Here is a 14,088-nt window from a genome sequence, read left to right on the forward strand (position 1 = left end):
CTCATGTTTCCATTGCTTCCGGTATCGCTTTTTGCAAAATTGAAATGATCGTCGACGCGCCCGCCTTCATCGGATTGATTCTGAGTCCATAGTCCTTGAGGCGGGGCTGGGCTTCAATAAAGCTTCCTGACACACGGTAAATCATCGGGATAATCTCGTATTTTGACTCGGCCCCCACCGGGTGGGTCGCAGCGCCTTTCGTATCACTGATGGAAATGACTTTTTTCGCGATTGGATGGGCCAATTCAACAATGACGTTTTTCGATTGGGCGTTTGTCATATAGGCAGAATCGATTCCAGGCACTTCCCCTTCATTTAACCGCCTGCACAATTCCTCAACCTGTTCGTTCTGGATGGCGAGGGAAACCGGGGCGAAAGTCATCATTCTTAAAAGTTCCATCGCTTCGTACCCCTGAACCTGGCCGCCTCCGGAATAATTACGTTCATGGATAAAATCGATTGCTTCCTTTTTTCCTACAATGATGCCGATGCCTTCAGGGCCCAATACTTTAAAACCAGAAAAGGTAGAGTAATCCGCTCCATACTCCACGCCAATTCCATGGGTCTTGAATGCACAATAGTTATCGTCCACGACGATTGGCAAATCCGGGCGGACACTTTTCACCGCCGAAATTACTTCCTTTAGACTATAAGTGTCGGTAGGCTGCTGCCGCGCATGCTGTATATAAAAAACCTTCGCGTCACTTACCGTGTTGACTACGTTTTGGACATCCTCAATCCTGTTATAATCGGCGCTTACCGTATTCAAGCCAAGGATCCGGATTGTTTCCTTCGTCGTCATGTAAACCGGGGCACTATGGATGATCATTTTTTCTCCCGCGGAAAGAAGTGAACTCAAGATAGTGCGAATCGCCCCTGTTCCAGCACCCCTTACGAGTGCGCACTCCTCCGCTTCAAAGAAATCAGCGATAGCCCGTTCCACCAGGTATGTTTGTTCAGGGCGTTTCCATTTCGGGGAAACGCCCAAATCGCCCATTGATAAAAACTGCTTCCCTTCAAAATGCCTGCTCATCATATGGACAAGACTGAACTGCAATTCTTTTGCTTCATCAATTGATAAACTCGGCAAAACCGATTCCGCGTATTTTAGCTTAGTTCGATCATATCCCGGCAACGTGAATCACTCCTTAATCGTAAAAGCTCTTGCTGGATTGGAAACCAGGAATAGATGAATAACTTCCTCTGGTACTCCCGCTGTTCTGAGACGCGGCACAAAGTGCTCAAGAACTAGCCCATATCCAGGGCCGCCATGTTTTTTCCAATGTGATTTCCTTGTTAAATCCGCCGATAATAGAATTTGTTTTTCATATCCGCGCACGATGAAATCTAGCAAAAAGTCAACCCGCTCTTCATCTGGGCGGTAGTTGTTTTTGCCAATCGTGTCAAAATCAATGAAGACGCCTGTTTCAAGGACAGCCAGAACCTCATCCTTATTCGGATTAAGGTCCTGATGGCCAATAATGATTTGTTCGGCTGGCAGTCCGTGGGAAGTCAATAATTCGACTTGTTCAAATCCCAATGTCCCAAGTGTCGTATGAGTTGTCACTGGAAGCCCGGTTTCCTTCCCCGCAATGGCCGCTCCAATCAACAGCTCTTTTTCAATAGGCTTCATCTCATCCTTGCTGGAGCCAACCTCGCCAATGACGCCTGGAAGAATCCCAGTCCCATCAATTCCTTCTTTTGCTTCGCGGATAAAATGCCTGGCAAATTGTTCAGAATCCCACTCGGCGGCATAGTACGGAATAAATGGATCTTTATAAAAGCCGGTGCAGGTTACAATATGCACGCCTGATTTCTCACTTAGCCTTTTTAATCTATTAACATCCCGGCCCATTCCATCATTCGTCACTTCCACCATCGAACGGCCGCCCAGCCGGTAAAAATCATTCAATTCCTCAAGCATGCCCTCTTCGTCATCAAGGATCGTATCAGGATCTTTCTTAATTCTCGAAAGGTCAATCGACAAATGTTCATGGACAGCGCAAACGCCGAATTCCTCCGGCTTGATCTTGCCTAGGACTGTTTGTATCATCTTGAACCCTCGTTCCTATTTTGGAATTGTCATAAGCCCCATCACCACTAGAATGTTTGCAATGATTCCTACTAGAATCGCGCCAACCGGACCTACCGCCATGCGCACAATTGGCCGGCCGGCAGCCTCATTCAACAAGTAAGTCCCAGCGATGAAAAAGAACCCAAATCCAGGGGCAATCGCATTTGCGGCATTGGCGCCGCCAATCAATAGCGCAACCTCAAGCAACTTCGACATGGCGTTTCGGATATTTTCACCAGAATTACGGATGCCGGGGTATTTATCCAAAAATCTTGCAATACTAGCCAAAAGCATGACTTCGAGGAAAATAACAATAACACCTGCTAGTAAAGCAACCCAGACATTCGGTGAGAATAGACCGACAACAAATATGAGCGTAAAGCCAACTGGGCTGTATACACCCGTTGCAATCGCGGTACTCGCTATTAAAGGAATGAACCCAAGAGCACGCGCGGCAGCCGCAATTCCCGCGTCAGTCTCTTTGCCATCAGCAAGCAGATTGAGAGAAATAGGATCCCCAGCCATGATGGCCAGGTTCGTCGCAGCGGCAATTAAGCCTCCGATAATCATGAAGAAAACGACATTCTTTCGGATCTTGGCTACCTTGTCACTGAAGATGGCTGCCAGATCGATTGAAGTGCCTTCCTCTTTCTTTTCTTTCATTGCAAAAACGAGAAGGAAAATCATACCTGTAATAAGTGCCATACCTTCCTGGTTCAAGGTGACTGCTGTGTCGGAGAAGGTCAAAAATTTGTTTTCATTTACAAAAACAGCCAATTGGCGAACGATTGCAGAAACGATAAAAGTTACGAGTCCTTTTTTTACACTGAACTGAAAAGCGACCGCAAGCGCGGGGAATGCCATAAACGTAACGACGACCGGCGCGCCGACCTGGCCCATGGCCGGAAGAAAGTTCAAGGGAAGTTTTTCAAAGAGCTTTACGAACCCCTCTAGCCCAACGAGCAAGCCGGCGCCATAAGCACCGCCAATGATTGCTGCCACAGGTGTGCCCCACTTGTTCTTTGGAGTCATCAGCCCGATAATGTCAGTCCCAAGCAGGATACTGTGGATTAAAATAATACTTGCCGTTAATGTGAAGGGTATCCCGAAGCCGATTACCAGACCAAAACTCATCGCGAATGCGGTGAAGGCCAGGTCCCTTCTTGTCAGCCGGCCTTCTGTATGTTCCGAAACAATTGGGCGGAGCCCGTCATTGAACACCGCGATATTCATATTGGCCAAGACAGCAGCAACAGCACCGATTAAGACAATCAACGTCATTTCCATCGTTTTTTCCTCCTAATAAATGTAGATTTAGGCCTTACTTTTTATTGCTGCCAGAATCATTGGAACTGCCTGATCTTTATGGTCAGCCGTAAAGCCAAAGGCTACCTTTCCTTCATTAACCGCCTGAATCACATTCTCCTCGACGGGCCTTTTGCCGGGCATTGAGACCGTTTCACATTTTGGTTTTCCCAGAAGCGCGATTGCCATGGCCAAAGCGCCGCCGCCACCGGTATGGCATGCGCCTAGATAATAATCTGCCTGGCCGGTCTTGACCGCCATCGCTGCGTCGAGATCCGATTTAACAATTGTCGTAATACTGCTATCAAAGCTTTTTACTAAACTATCAATCTCCTTTTTATCTACTTGGCCGCCAATTACAATTTTCATTCCGTCACTCTCCTTATATGGTTTTGCAAAAACACATTTGTATAGTGAAGCAATAGATAATCAATTTCTTCGGGCGGCAATGGTTTTCCGTGGATTGTTTCAACGTATCTAATTTCTTCCATTGCCTCATCAAACCATTGAGATTGTCTTACCTCTCCCATCAATTCAGGCATTGGCCCTTCGATTTCTTCACCCCTTTCAATTCTCGAAATCGCGGTCGGCAAATGGGTAAATAACATTTCGGAACCCTCGATATGTTCCGCTCCCAAACGCTTTAGCAGCTGCTTACATGCCTCAAGGCAAATGCTCGCCGACCTTTCTGTGATTACTTCAGAATCTAGTAAAATAGAAAGTCTCTCTTTAAGATCTTTGATATTCATAAAATCCTCCAAAATACTGTATTTAGTATATTCATCTCAAAGGAAAATTAGTCCACCTAGTAATGCGGATACTTTTTTCCCTCGATAACTAGACGCTGGGTACGCATGACGTTTCCAATATTGATGGACTGGATCCGCTCCTTTATTTCATTCCGCATTGACTCTACGATTACCACAGCTGTCGTAGCCTTGGCTGCCAGTTCGTTTGCCTCCTTGGATGTAAAATCGGAAGAAGGAAATGTTCGAAGGGTATTTTCCTCATCCGAATTCCAAACAGCGGCATCAATCGTGCCTTCTTTTAACATAGAGAAAAGCTGCATATAACCTGATTCAATAAATTCTACTTGTTTCCCCTTACATTCACGCAATGTGATTTCCGCCTGGTCGATAGACGAGTAATCAATTCCCACTCTCATTCCGTCCTTGATTGAATTGAACTGCCCATTAGAAAAAAAGATTTTATGCGAGGTAACATAGGATTCCTCTCCGAAATCCCTGATGATTTCAAGGCCATCAAATCTTCTGACAGCTTTTTCAGCCGCCAATAAGGACATGATCGAAAAATCATATCGGCGGGATTTCAAAGCTTCAATCCGCGGAATTGCCCCCCGCATATAGGCGAGGCCCACTTTAATATTCAAACCTTGCAGCTCCTCAATCAGTCCGGTGGCCAGCCCTTCGTACCTTCTGGAATAAGGCAAGGGCATGACGCCAATGATTGGCCCGATCCCGGCGATTTCATACAGTAAATTCACATCCCTTTTACGCAGGAAAGTCCCCAAATGCCCCCTTGATTCCAATTGGATGGCGTGCAAATCCTCAAGAACTTTTATGGCTCCCTGGACAGTCCCTCTTCCCAAATCCAGCTTGTCAGTGAAGTCACTGACCCGCGGTATGCGCTGCCCTTCCTCCAAATCCAATAACTCTTTTGCAATATACCTGGCTGCCAGGCCATTTTTAGAAAAAAGGCTTTCCCAAATACGCGACATCTCATCACAACCTTAACAATATGCAATATACGAAATTTTGTATATTATAAATATAGCGCTTACAAAACAAATTCACAAGTGCGAACAATCAAGGACCGTTACGCTATTTCTTCAATCAATGCTGTTATAAGATTCTACATTCTTGAAAAGGAAAAAACCCGCAAGTAAATGACTTAACGGGTTTTGAAAAATATCTTTCTTTACTTCCCAGACACGAAGAGTCCGAATTGGGCCAGCAATGCGCTGCCGATGTAAGTGCCTGTAAAGACGAAGACGGCGACGATGGCGACTTTCCAGGAGGTTTTCCTTAGATCCACGAGCTGGTCGACGACGGAGATTCCCGCAAAGGCCAGGATTGGCGTGGTGATGGACAGGAAGTCGACCGCGCCGATCGCCTTGATGAACCAGTCCGAAATGGAGCAGAAAATGAGCGACGTAATCGCCACCCAGCCGAGGACCGGGAAGTCCTTGACAAAACTTACGGGAACCTTTTTCACCAAATCGGAAATCAGGATGCCAATGAAGGAAAACATCCACAATACAATCAATCCGTAAATCGTCATAACCGATATCGGCGTTGAATCCGGGTTTTTTATCAGTTTGATTTGCTGGGTGAATAAAATCAGCCCGATGCTGAGCAATAAAATCAGTCCGAATTTCACATATTTATTTAATCCCGCGGCCATTATTTTTCACCCCTTACAAATAGACGGTACATGAAGCGCTGCAGTGGAACCGCAAGGAAAACCATTGTAAACGTACCGAGGAAGCTGGTCAAAAGCTGGCTTGCGGAAGCGTATGCCAAAATTGTGCTTTGCATGTCCGGCATCCGTGCGACCAGGCTTGAGGACGAGGCTGTCATCATGCTGGCGGATCCCATGCCTGAAGCAATCGCGAGCGCCTCGACACGGAAGCCAAGGTCAAGCAGGATCGGTGCGAGGATGCTGAAGAAAATCGCGCCAAACAGCGTACCAATGATATAGAGCGATAATACCCCGCGCCCTTCAGCTGAATCAAGCGTATATTTTTCGGTAATATACGCAAGTTCCCCTTCACGGCCAAGCCCGAGCGTCGAGCCGATGGCTTCCCGCCGCAGGCCGAGAAACAATGCAACCGGCAGCCCAAGAACGACTGTCCCCAGGTTCCCTAGCTCCTGGAAAAGAAAAATCCAGCCAAGCTTAAGAATTTCTTGCAGATGCGGTGCGACATCCGCCCCATACCTTGCCATTAACGGAAGCATAATAAAAATCAAATACTTGCTCGAAAACAGGACATTCTCACGGCTGTAGATATTTTTTAAAATTCCTTTCCGAAATACAGGTATCCCCAAAATCATTGTAATCAGGATGGCAAACACCAACGGCAAAAGGCCGATCTTGATGGTTCCAATCGTAATTGCCTGGAAACCAATAAATTCAGCGGCAGTGATGACGAGCAGGACAAATACGAGCAAATAAATAAATTTCGATTTCATGGTCAGCCTCTCTCTATTGTGGTTAGTTTTTAAAAAAATAATGGCAATGTGGGGTCCTGAAAAACCATGTCTTATTTCCCGGCCCGGCGCCATTTCATGTCACTACTCCAAAATCGCCGCAAGCAATTTTTCGTAGTCCGCGAAAGAACGTTTGTACAGCTTTTCGCGGTCGATTTTCCCCTTCATTTCCTCGAGTACCTGGGCCATGAATCTCGGGAATACCTCAAAGATATATTCCGGGTCGATATCAATGAAATCATCGCCGTGAATCGTCCCTGTAAATCCGCTGTACCCGACCTGGATGCACGGGAACATGTAGGAAAGGTCCCCGATATCGCCGGCGGCACTAATTGGATTGTTGTTTTTGATTGCGGCAATCTCATCATTTTTTTCAAAAGCGCTGATCACGAACTCGTTCAGGTAGCGGTCCTGGACGAAAGGCAGATAGCCCATTTGTGTTTCAATCGCGACTTCCCCCTGAAGGGCGCGGGCGCTTCCGATGGCCGCGTCGTCCATCCGCTTGACGACCTCTTTCATATAGCCGACGGATTGCGTCCTGACGTCGCTCCCTACGGTAATTTGGTTCGGGATGACGTTCGTCGACATGTCGGACTCCATCACAATTGGATTAATCCGTACCATTTCATCTTCCCTTAGCTGCTGGCGGCTCAGTCCCAACGCCACATTAAAGAGCGTGGACATGCTGTAAGCATTTTTAGCCGAAAAAGGATCGAACCCCGCATGGGTCGCTTTCCCTTTGAACGTGTATTTTTTGTACAAAAAGCCCGCCAAGTCGCAGTTGACTTCAATCGTTCGTTCCGGGAATTCGCCACCCATCGCGTGGACGCAAATGCCGAGATCTATATCATCGAACACACCCAGCTTCATTGCTTCCGGTTTGCCGCCGTAATAACTGATTGTTTTATCAGCTACTAGTTTCGCTCGATACGACAGATCGAGGTATTCCTCGGCAGGAACAAATACGAACGTTATCTTGAAATCGTAATTTTTGTACGCTTTGGTCTGATAAAGGTAGCTATACAGCGCGAGTGCGATGCCAACCTGTGTGTAGTGGCCGCAGTTGTGCGCGGCGCCGGTTTGCGGATCCGACCACTTATGGCTTGGCGCATAGACGGCATCCAACTCGGCAATGAACGCGATATTCAGCCCGGTTTGGCTGCCGAGTGAGGTTTTCAGGCCTGTAGTACTGAATTCTTCAATCTCGATGTCCCGATTCACCTTAAGCAAAAATTCCTTGACGGTGTCTTTAGTCTTGAACTCCTTGTAGCCTAATTCGGGGTTCTGGAAGATTTTCTTTGAAAGCTCCGCGATATCCTGATATTGTTTTTTGAATAACATTTTCACAAACGCCCCCGTTTACTCATGGAGTTTAAGTATTTATTATTACATTATCTTATCCAAACATATAAAGGCCGTCAATGCGAATATTTTGGTTAACAGATTAATAATCGTTTGTATTTTTCTCAGCATTTCCAATTAGGTATCGAGAAAAAACCTATTCAGTCGGCAAAAAACCAATAGTCATTCAATTCTAAATTGGTAAAAAGTAAGGCTGGTTACGGTTTTAAATTAATTTTTCCATACAGTTATTATACTGGTATGGTTAAATAAGGAAAATAAGGCGAGATACCCGTAAGGCAAGGTTCCACCAATTAAAAAAGGCTGCTGAGCAATTTGCTTCAGCAGCCTTTAAGCTATAGTTTTACGAGGGGATCAGGAGCCAAGTCTTCAAGGCTTAACTGGTTAAGAGGTTTCCATAAGGCCGAGGTGGCATAACCGAAAGCCCGGGCATTACACTCTAATTAATTTCCCTAAGCGGGTCGGTGACGATACTGTCCTGTAATGGCGTTCCATTTGCGCCGGTATCGACATAGATGGGGGAATTTTCATAGTTGATTTGAACAAATTCAAATTTACCGGTTGTATTGGCACCCTTGGAAATTATTTTTTTCGCAATAATCGATCCGGAAAACGTAACATCTAAATCAACAGTTGCATTTGGTGCAAAAAACATCCTTGGATAGGTGAGCGGCTCACCTTTGAGCTTAACCGAGGTACCGCCTGTAATAATATGCCCTTGCACGCCATTGATGTTGTTTACATTCATATCAGCACTTTTTGCATACATTGAACCGTAGATGGTTCCATTGTTTAAAGTACCCCCCGATCCCTCAAGGAACACATAAAGCTTATCCAAATCTTTATCTACGTTAATAATGGATCCGCTGGTCATCTCTATCGTTTTGGCAAAAATGGAGAGCTTTCCTTTTCCTATAATTTTTATTTTTCCATCCTGAAATAATGTCAGATTACTGATTACTAGATTCCGGTTATATTCGCCTGTTTCGATGATCAATGTTTTGCCGCTGCCCACAGTTAACCATTTGAACGCCATATCGCGATTCATTTTTAACTGATCACCAGAAAAATCTTTGGCAGTTATAGGTACTTGAAAGCCGGGGAATTCTGGGAGAATGACAGGCGTTTTGGCATCATATTTTATTTGGCTTTCATTAATATTTACATTATTCCCTGTAATTTTTACATTTCCACTCGCCTTGGTAGCATTGGTGCCGATACTTCCTGAAATGGGGGTGTTTGCGACGTCTAACCCATCTGTGCCAAACATGACTGTGTCTGCGAAAATGTTCCTTACGACGCTTTTGGGTTTCCACGATACATGGACAATTCTCGATACGGTTCTGGACCGGTTGTTAATTGTCCCAGTCGATGTAATTTTATAATCAATTGTATACGAAATAATCGTATCGCTCGTTATTTTTTCAATCCTCACTTTGGCTACCGGCTTGTCACCAAATGTGTCTTCAAAATCCGTATATGACTTTTCAACGCCAAGTTCAAGCGCCGCATCGACCCCACTAAAAAAACTTTCCAACGTTGACGCATTTTTATAGACTGACCGGATGGCCGGGCTCATCTCGTTTAATCTGGCGGTCGCGCCTGCCTCGGCGATGTAATACGCAGACTGGTAACCGCGCTCAACTGTCCCCATCCTCATATTGTTGGCCGCCATCGCCATCATGCTGAGCCCCATAATGACAATGACGACCAAAACAAGCAGCACCATGACCATAGCCATGCCGGATTCATTTTTTAAAATCGTTCTCGCTCGTTTCAATGTCTCACTCATTTCCGGGTACCTTTTTATTTTCTGATAAAAATCGTCGTTGATAATGTGGTTTGCGGATTGTTCGGCGTGTTGTTGGCAGACATCGATATGGTAACTTTAGTGCCGGCCATCTGAATCTTAAAATCCTTGAGGCTGGATATAACCGGAACGCCGTTTTTCGTCAGATTGCCATTTTCCAGTTTATAAATATCTGTATCGTTTATCGTCAGGACGTTGTTTATGACCGTCACGCTTGATGCCTTCCTGATCTCTTTCGTGATGATATTCAGGCCCAGGCGGACATCCGCCTGATTTTGGACTTGTGCCGACTGATTGATCGCCTGTTTTTGCCCGAAAAGGAAAATCGAGCTGCCAAGGATCATGATGAGCGAAAGAAGCGCAGCCCCTGCCAAAACCTCTGCCAAAGACAAGCCTTTCTGATTTTTCAGCATGAGGGACCCCCTATTGGTTCCAGGTAAGCAATGTTTCCATTTGTGCTTCCTTAACGGCTTTTGTTGAATCCTTAAAAACCTTGACCTTCACCTTGGCCATTTCATTAGCGAGGCCCGCATTGGCCACCTGGACAAAAACGTAATGCCCGCTGTCAGCTTTATAGAAACACTTGCTGCCCGCGGGGCAATCGGCCGTTGTCAGGGTATATCCGTAGGCGATGCTTGTGAGGGACGCGGTCGCGCTATCGAGTGACGGAACAGTGGAAACCAGGTTGTAGGCAGTCTCCATATGAGCCTCCGCCACATACGTAGCATCGATCATGTTTTTAGAAAAACTATTGGAACGTGCGGAATGGGCAAACATAGGCAGCATGGAAACAATGATTATGGTCAGGATCATCATGGCCGCCAATATCTCAATCAGCGTTAGCCCCCGCTGCGACTTAAGGAGAGGAGATAGTTTCATAGTGGATAGTTCCTTTTTATGAGAATTACTAAAATTACAATGAGTGGAATTTCCTTCTTATTTAACCCTATTTTAGCAGTGGCAAGTACTACAGACAATTACCTTATATGACAAAAATGTGGCGGTAAATGTTGGAAGATAGGAGGGAACGTTTTGCGGTGTGCACTTTATATTTTCATAAAGAAAAAGCAGACAGGGATTGAATCCTATCTGCTTTCATAAAACTTCCCGGTGCACCCGGAGCCCAGGCACCATGGTGTGACGTTTTTCCCCGCTGTGTGCCTGGTATGAAAATGAATTCGTAACCTATCAATTTTTACAGCGATTCAATAGGTGTTTCGAACTCAAATGTTTTGCCGTTTAGTGTTTTTACTGTGATTTTGGTTTTACTGTTGTCGAGCCACATGCCGTATTTGTAGTTGATGCTGAAGCCCCAACTAGCGTATGGATTGATAGTTGCGCTGATTCCGGCGCTTTCCAAATCAGACGCTGTATACGTTGTGTAGAGCCTGCCTTTTTCGTATATCTCGACTTTTTCAACAGTGACAGCCTGTTCATCACGGCTGTACACGTTGACCGCAAGAGATTGGATGACGTTGTTGAATAGCACAGACGGGTAGCTGTTCAGCACAAGCTGCGGCCGGTCGCTGACCGTTACCACCGTGCTCGCGCTTTTCCCGTCGGCAGTTGCCGTAATGGTCGCCGTTCCTTCCGCGACCCCGGTCACAATCCCATTCTCATCAACAACTACCACGCCAGGATCTGACGTTGACCATGCAACACTTTTGTTCGTCGCATTCGCAGGAGAGACAACCGCATTCAACTGTTTCGTCCCGCCGATTTTCACGGTCGCGCTCTGTGGCAATCCAACCGACGAAACCTTTACAACATACGTTACAGCCTTGGAAAGCTCTTCCGTCGTATTGCCCACTGCGTCCGCAGTAACAACAACGATTCGGTTTATGCCCTCCGCCAAAGCAACTTCCTTCGTAAAATGCCCTTGCGCATCCACGGTAGCCGCTTCACCATTTACGGTAACAGCCGCGCCGGCATCCACGGTCCCGCTAACCACATATTCACCTTCGTAAACTGTTTCATCCGCTACATCGAACGCGACTGATGGTGGCGTTGTGTCAACCGTAAACGAAACCTCAGTTGAAACCTTCAATCCGTCGTGCTCGGCTGTAACAGCCAATTCGTACTTTCCTTCTTCATGAATTTCCGAACCTAGCACATATCCCGGCACTTCCACCCCGTCCTTTTTCAGAACGGCCGTGTACGTTACGCCTTCAACCGCTTTGACCGCAGGAGCCGCAGACTTCACAACCTCCCCGTCAATCCCGGTCACAACCGGAGCATCCGGTGCCACAACCGCTTCAAGAACCAAAGGGGCCGCATTCACAGCTTCACCGCTGCCAAGCTTCACTCCATAAACGATTTCCTGCTTCAAAGTCGTGCGCTCCACTTTTGGGACCGCAACAACCAACTTGTTCCCATCCAACGTTATCGCATCGGCCGCAATCTCCATGGCCTGGCCATTTTTTACAAAAATAAGCCCTTCAGGCACTTCGGTTACTTGCTTATCCAGCGTAACGGTTACAGTTCCGTTAACGGCTGCCACGCCTGTCACTCCAGCCGGGCGCGCCGCCTCGTATTTCGGCAGGGTCACATCAGCCTGCTCGGTCAGCTGAGCTTTGAATGTGCCGCTGACTTTTGGCAGGTACTCGTTCACCTTTCCGGCCGCATCTTTCGCGGCGGCGAGTTCCTTATCGTCCAGTCCGCCGTCGAGAAGCTTTTCCAGCTGATCAATCTTCATCGCGACTGACACATCGTACATCATGCTGTCGCGGAGATCCTGCGCTTCTTGCTTATATGCTTTAAAGAGGTTCCGCGTCGTCAAGCCGTAGACGCGGTAAATGATGACAGTACGTGCCTTTAGCTGGTAGGAAATTTCGTGGTAGGACGCCTGTACGGCATCAAGGTCGCCGGCATCGATTCCCTTTTGAAGCGCGGCCGTATTCGCCTGGACGTTTTTGACCGTGTAGTTGTACGCATCAATGTACGGGATGACCCGCTCGGTGATGTACGTTTTGTAATTCGTATCCAATTTTAAAAGCAGGGCCGCTTTTTGTGTTCCGCCGCTTTTTACAACAGCCGCCCTGGCATTCGCGTATGCCGCTTTGGCCGCGTTGTATTGCTTGTATACATCAGTGATGTTCGCGAATTTGCCCGTCGCCGTCACATCGCTGTACTGGTGGTAGGCTTTCTGCATCTGTACAATAGCCCGGTCCACCGTTGTCACAATGCTTGTCGCAGCGTTCGCCTGAAATGGCGCCGCAAGCAGCAGCAAGGACATTAATAAAATTGTAATCTTTTTCATTATGTAAAATCCCCCTTTTCAACCTAAATTATATAAATATACCAATTAGATTGAAACGGGAATTCATTCCGCCAAACCCAGCAATTTCCCCAATTGCCATAAATGTTATTTTTGGATAATGAAAAAGGGGTAGCAGTATGTCGGCTACCTTCCTGAAGATTCCAAATACCGCCACATCAGCCTATGGTGAGGGTATAGCTTGAGCGGGATATCAGCAGGAGTATGTATTTTCTCGTCTTCCTCATCATCACGTCCGTAAAGGTAAAAATCTCCATCCAAAGGGATTTCTTTTCGAAACTTGTAAAGGGCAACAACGTACGTTTCCTCGTCATCCTTTTCCATGTCCTCCGGCTTGAGTTCGTTATAATTTTTTAATGCTGTAAGGCTTGACCAGATTTGCGCGGCTACATGGGGACTGGATTCCTGGGGGTAAAAGGCAATCGTGGTGATAAAGGTAAGGAGAATTATCACAGGCCAAACTAGTTTGGTTACACTACGGGCGGTTCCTTTTCGGGTGAGGAAGATCGCCGCGGCTACGAGCGCAAGGTTTATGTAAAGAATAAGTGGGATGGCTAGGATGCGCTGAAGGCCGGTATACGGAAAAAGCCTCGTTAATAATTCGATTAAGATAAACGTTGGCAGGATCGCCGCCATCCCTTTTAAAACAGATTTTTGCCCGCCGCTGAGCCCATTCGTTTCTGCCATTAGCCAGTAAACCACCTTGTTAATAAAGTAAATGCTAGGATGACAAACGCCAGCACCGCGATGTTGAACAGAATCTGTTTCCAGCCGCCGCGGAAAAATTCACCCGGCGATCCAGTTACCCCTTGGCCCTGCGCCTCATTGAACGTATATCCAGGGTCCTTCCGCAATTCCCTTTCCAGCCGGTCGCGTTCCTTTTCCGACATCCAGATCCCCCCACTCAAGCAATTTTATTCCATTATATACCACTATTACTCAAGAAGATTGATTTTCTATAAATGTTCGGCAGTCGAATTATTTTGCAACGTTTCGTTATTTTCCACAATTGTGAAACATAATTTGGTAA

Annotated in this window: 15 protein-coding genes; all 15 read right to left on the reverse strand. The window is 46.5% G+C overall.

The genetic code is table 11. From position 1 onward, the window contains the following. Nucleotide 1 precedes the first annotated feature (1 nt). The 15 genes from DRW41_RS09930 to DRW41_RS10000 all read right to left on the reverse strand — a co-directional run bounded on the left by DRW41_RS09930 (nucleotide 2) and on the right by DRW41_RS10000 (nucleotide 13,948). Nucleotides 2-1,135: an aminotransferase class V-fold PLP-dependent enzyme gene (locus tag DRW41_RS09930; protein WP_115451832.1), complete on the reverse strand. Its 1,134-nt coding sequence runs from the start codon at nucleotides 1,133-1,135 to the stop codon at nucleotides 2-4. Nucleotides 1,136-1,141: 6 nt separating this feature from the next. Beyond that, nucleotides 1,142-2,053 carry a phosphotriesterase family protein gene (locus tag DRW41_RS09935; RefSeq protein WP_115451833.1) on the reverse strand — a complete coding sequence of 304 codons (912 nt, stop codon included), beginning with the start codon at nucleotides 2,051-2,053 and terminating at the stop codon, nucleotides 1,142-1,144. Nucleotides 2,054-2,068: 15 nt separating this feature from the next. Next, nucleotides 2,069-3,361: a YhfT family protein gene (locus DRW41_RS09940; RefSeq protein ID WP_115451834.1), complete on the reverse strand. Its 1,293-nt coding sequence runs from the start codon at nucleotides 3,359-3,361 to the stop codon at nucleotides 2,069-2,071. A 27-nt stretch (nucleotides 3,362-3,388) separates the two neighbouring features. Beyond that, nucleotides 3,389-3,748 (reverse strand): DUF2620 domain-containing protein, encoded by a 360-nt coding sequence (locus DRW41_RS09945; RefSeq protein ID WP_115451835.1) that lies wholly within the window; start codon nucleotides 3,746-3,748, stop codon nucleotides 3,389-3,391. Beyond that, complete coding sequence (locus DRW41_RS09950) at nucleotides 3,745-4,128, reverse strand: PRD domain-containing protein (RefSeq protein ID WP_115451836.1); 384 nt, start codon at nucleotides 4,126-4,128, stop codon at nucleotides 3,745-3,747. Before DRW41_RS09950 ends, DRW41_RS09945 begins: the two co-directional genes overlap by 4 nt. Nucleotides 4,129-4,184: 56 nt before the next feature. Beyond that, nucleotides 4,185-5,117, reverse strand: coding sequence for a GntR family transcriptional regulator YhfZ (gene yhfZ, locus DRW41_RS09955; protein WP_115451837.1), 933 nt, complete (start codon nucleotides 5,115-5,117; stop codon nucleotides 4,185-4,187). Between the two features lie 200 nt (nucleotides 5,118-5,317). Beyond that, the gene (locus tag DRW41_RS09960; protein ID WP_115451838.1) at nucleotides 5,318-5,803 is read right to left on the reverse strand and encodes a hypothetical protein; all 486 of its coding nucleotides are present in this window, start codon (nucleotides 5,801-5,803) and stop codon (nucleotides 5,318-5,320) included. Then, the gene (locus DRW41_RS09965; RefSeq protein ID WP_115451839.1) at nucleotides 5,803-6,591 is read right to left on the reverse strand and encodes a DUF3100 domain-containing protein; all 789 of its coding nucleotides are present in this window, start codon (nucleotides 6,589-6,591) and stop codon (nucleotides 5,803-5,805) included. Before DRW41_RS09965 ends, DRW41_RS09960 begins: the two co-directional genes overlap by 1 nt. A gap of 102 nt (nucleotides 6,592-6,693) precedes the next feature. After that, nucleotides 6,694-7,950, reverse strand: coding sequence for a M20/M25/M40 family metallo-hydrolase (locus DRW41_RS09970; protein ID WP_115451840.1), 1,257 nt, complete (start codon nucleotides 7,948-7,950; stop codon nucleotides 6,694-6,696). A gap of 460 nt (nucleotides 7,951-8,410) precedes the next feature. Continuing rightward, nucleotides 8,411-9,763: a PilX N-terminal domain-containing pilus assembly protein gene (locus tag DRW41_RS09975; protein ID WP_115451841.1), complete on the reverse strand. Its 1,353-nt coding sequence runs from the start codon at nucleotides 9,761-9,763 to the stop codon at nucleotides 8,411-8,413. A 14-nt stretch (nucleotides 9,764-9,777) separates the two neighbouring features. Beyond that, entirely contained in the window at nucleotides 9,778-10,194 is a 417-nt protein-coding gene (locus DRW41_RS09980; RefSeq protein ID WP_115451842.1) for a PulJ/GspJ family protein, read from the reverse strand. Between the two features lie 10 nt (nucleotides 10,195-10,204). Then, complete coding sequence (locus DRW41_RS09985; RefSeq protein ID WP_115451843.1) at nucleotides 10,205-10,660, reverse strand: type IV pilus modification PilV family protein; 456 nt, start codon at nucleotides 10,658-10,660, stop codon at nucleotides 10,205-10,207. A 316-nt stretch (nucleotides 10,661-10,976) separates the two neighbouring features. After that, the gene (locus DRW41_RS09990; protein WP_115451844.1) at nucleotides 10,977-13,040 is read right to left on the reverse strand and encodes an Ig-like domain-containing protein; all 2,064 of its coding nucleotides are present in this window, start codon (nucleotides 13,038-13,040) and stop codon (nucleotides 10,977-10,979) included. Between the two features lie 144 nt (nucleotides 13,041-13,184). Continuing rightward, nucleotides 13,185-13,745: a hypothetical protein gene (locus tag DRW41_RS09995; RefSeq protein WP_115451845.1), complete on the reverse strand. Its 561-nt coding sequence runs from the start codon at nucleotides 13,743-13,745 to the stop codon at nucleotides 13,185-13,187. Then, nucleotides 13,745-13,948 (reverse strand): hypothetical protein, encoded by a 204-nt coding sequence (locus DRW41_RS10000; RefSeq protein ID WP_115451846.1) that lies wholly within the window; start codon nucleotides 13,946-13,948, stop codon nucleotides 13,745-13,747. The genes DRW41_RS09995 and DRW41_RS10000 overlap by 1 nt, the downstream gene beginning before the upstream one ends. Between the last annotated feature and the right edge of the window lie 140 nt (nucleotides 13,949-14,088).

The organism is Neobacillus piezotolerans, assembly GCF_003362805.1.
In the GTDB taxonomy this organism is placed as follows: domain Bacteria; phylum Bacillota; class Bacilli; order Bacillales; family Cytobacillaceae; genus Bacillus_D; species Bacillus_D piezotolerans.

What these genes read in the sequence shown, in the direction of transcription:
- DRW41_RS09970 (WP_115451840.1), bottom strand. Translation starts at nt 7,950, where the DNA reads ATGTTATTCAAAAAACAATATCAGGATATCGCGGAGCTTTCAAAGAAA.
- DRW41_RS10000 (WP_115451846.1), bottom strand. Translation starts at nt 13,948, where the DNA reads ATGTCGGAAAAGGAACGCGACCGGCTGGAAAGGGAATTGCGGAAGGAC.
- DRW41_RS09965 (WP_115451839.1), bottom strand. Translation starts at nt 6,591, where the DNA reads ATGAAATCGAAATTTATTTATTTGCTCGTATTTGTCCTGCTCGTCATC.
- DRW41_RS09985 (WP_115451843.1), bottom strand. Translation starts at nt 10,660, where the DNA reads ATGAAACTATCTCCTCTCCTTAAGTCGCAGCGGGGGCTAACGCTGATT.
- DRW41_RS09940 (WP_115451834.1), bottom strand. Translation starts at nt 3,361, where the DNA reads ATGGAAATGACGTTGATTGTCTTAATCGGTGCTGTTGCTGCTGTCTTG.
- DRW41_RS09975 (WP_115451841.1), bottom strand. Translation starts at nt 9,763, where the DNA reads ATGAGTGAGACATTGAAACGAGCGAGAACGATTTTAAAAAATGAATCC.
- DRW41_RS09950 (WP_115451836.1), bottom strand. Translation starts at nt 4,128, where the DNA reads ATGAATATCAAAGATCTTAAAGAGAGACTTTCTATTTTACTAGATTCT.
- DRW41_RS09980 (WP_115451842.1), bottom strand. Translation starts at nt 10,194, where the DNA reads ATGCTGAAAAATCAGAAAGGCTTGTCTTTGGCAGAGGTTTTGGCAGGG.
- DRW41_RS09990 (WP_115451844.1), bottom strand. Translation starts at nt 13,040, where the DNA reads ATGAAAAAGATTACAATTTTATTAATGTCCTTGCTGCTGCTTGCGGCG.
- DRW41_RS09935 (WP_115451833.1), bottom strand. Translation starts at nt 2,053, where the DNA reads ATGATACAAACAGTCCTAGGCAAGATCAAGCCGGAGGAATTCGGCGTT.
- DRW41_RS09995 (WP_115451845.1), bottom strand. Translation starts at nt 13,745, where the DNA reads ATGGCAGAAACGAATGGGCTCAGCGGCGGGCAAAAATCTGTTTTAAAA.
- yhfZ (WP_115451837.1), bottom strand. Translation starts at nt 5,117, where the DNA reads ATGTCGCGTATTTGGGAAAGCCTTTTTTCTAAAAATGGCCTGGCAGCC.
- DRW41_RS09960 (WP_115451838.1), bottom strand. Translation starts at nt 5,803, where the DNA reads ATGGCCGCGGGATTAAATAAATATGTGAAATTCGGACTGATTTTATTG.
- DRW41_RS09945 (WP_115451835.1), bottom strand. Translation starts at nt 3,748, where the DNA reads ATGAAAATTGTAATTGGCGGCCAAGTAGATAAAAAGGAGATTGATAGT.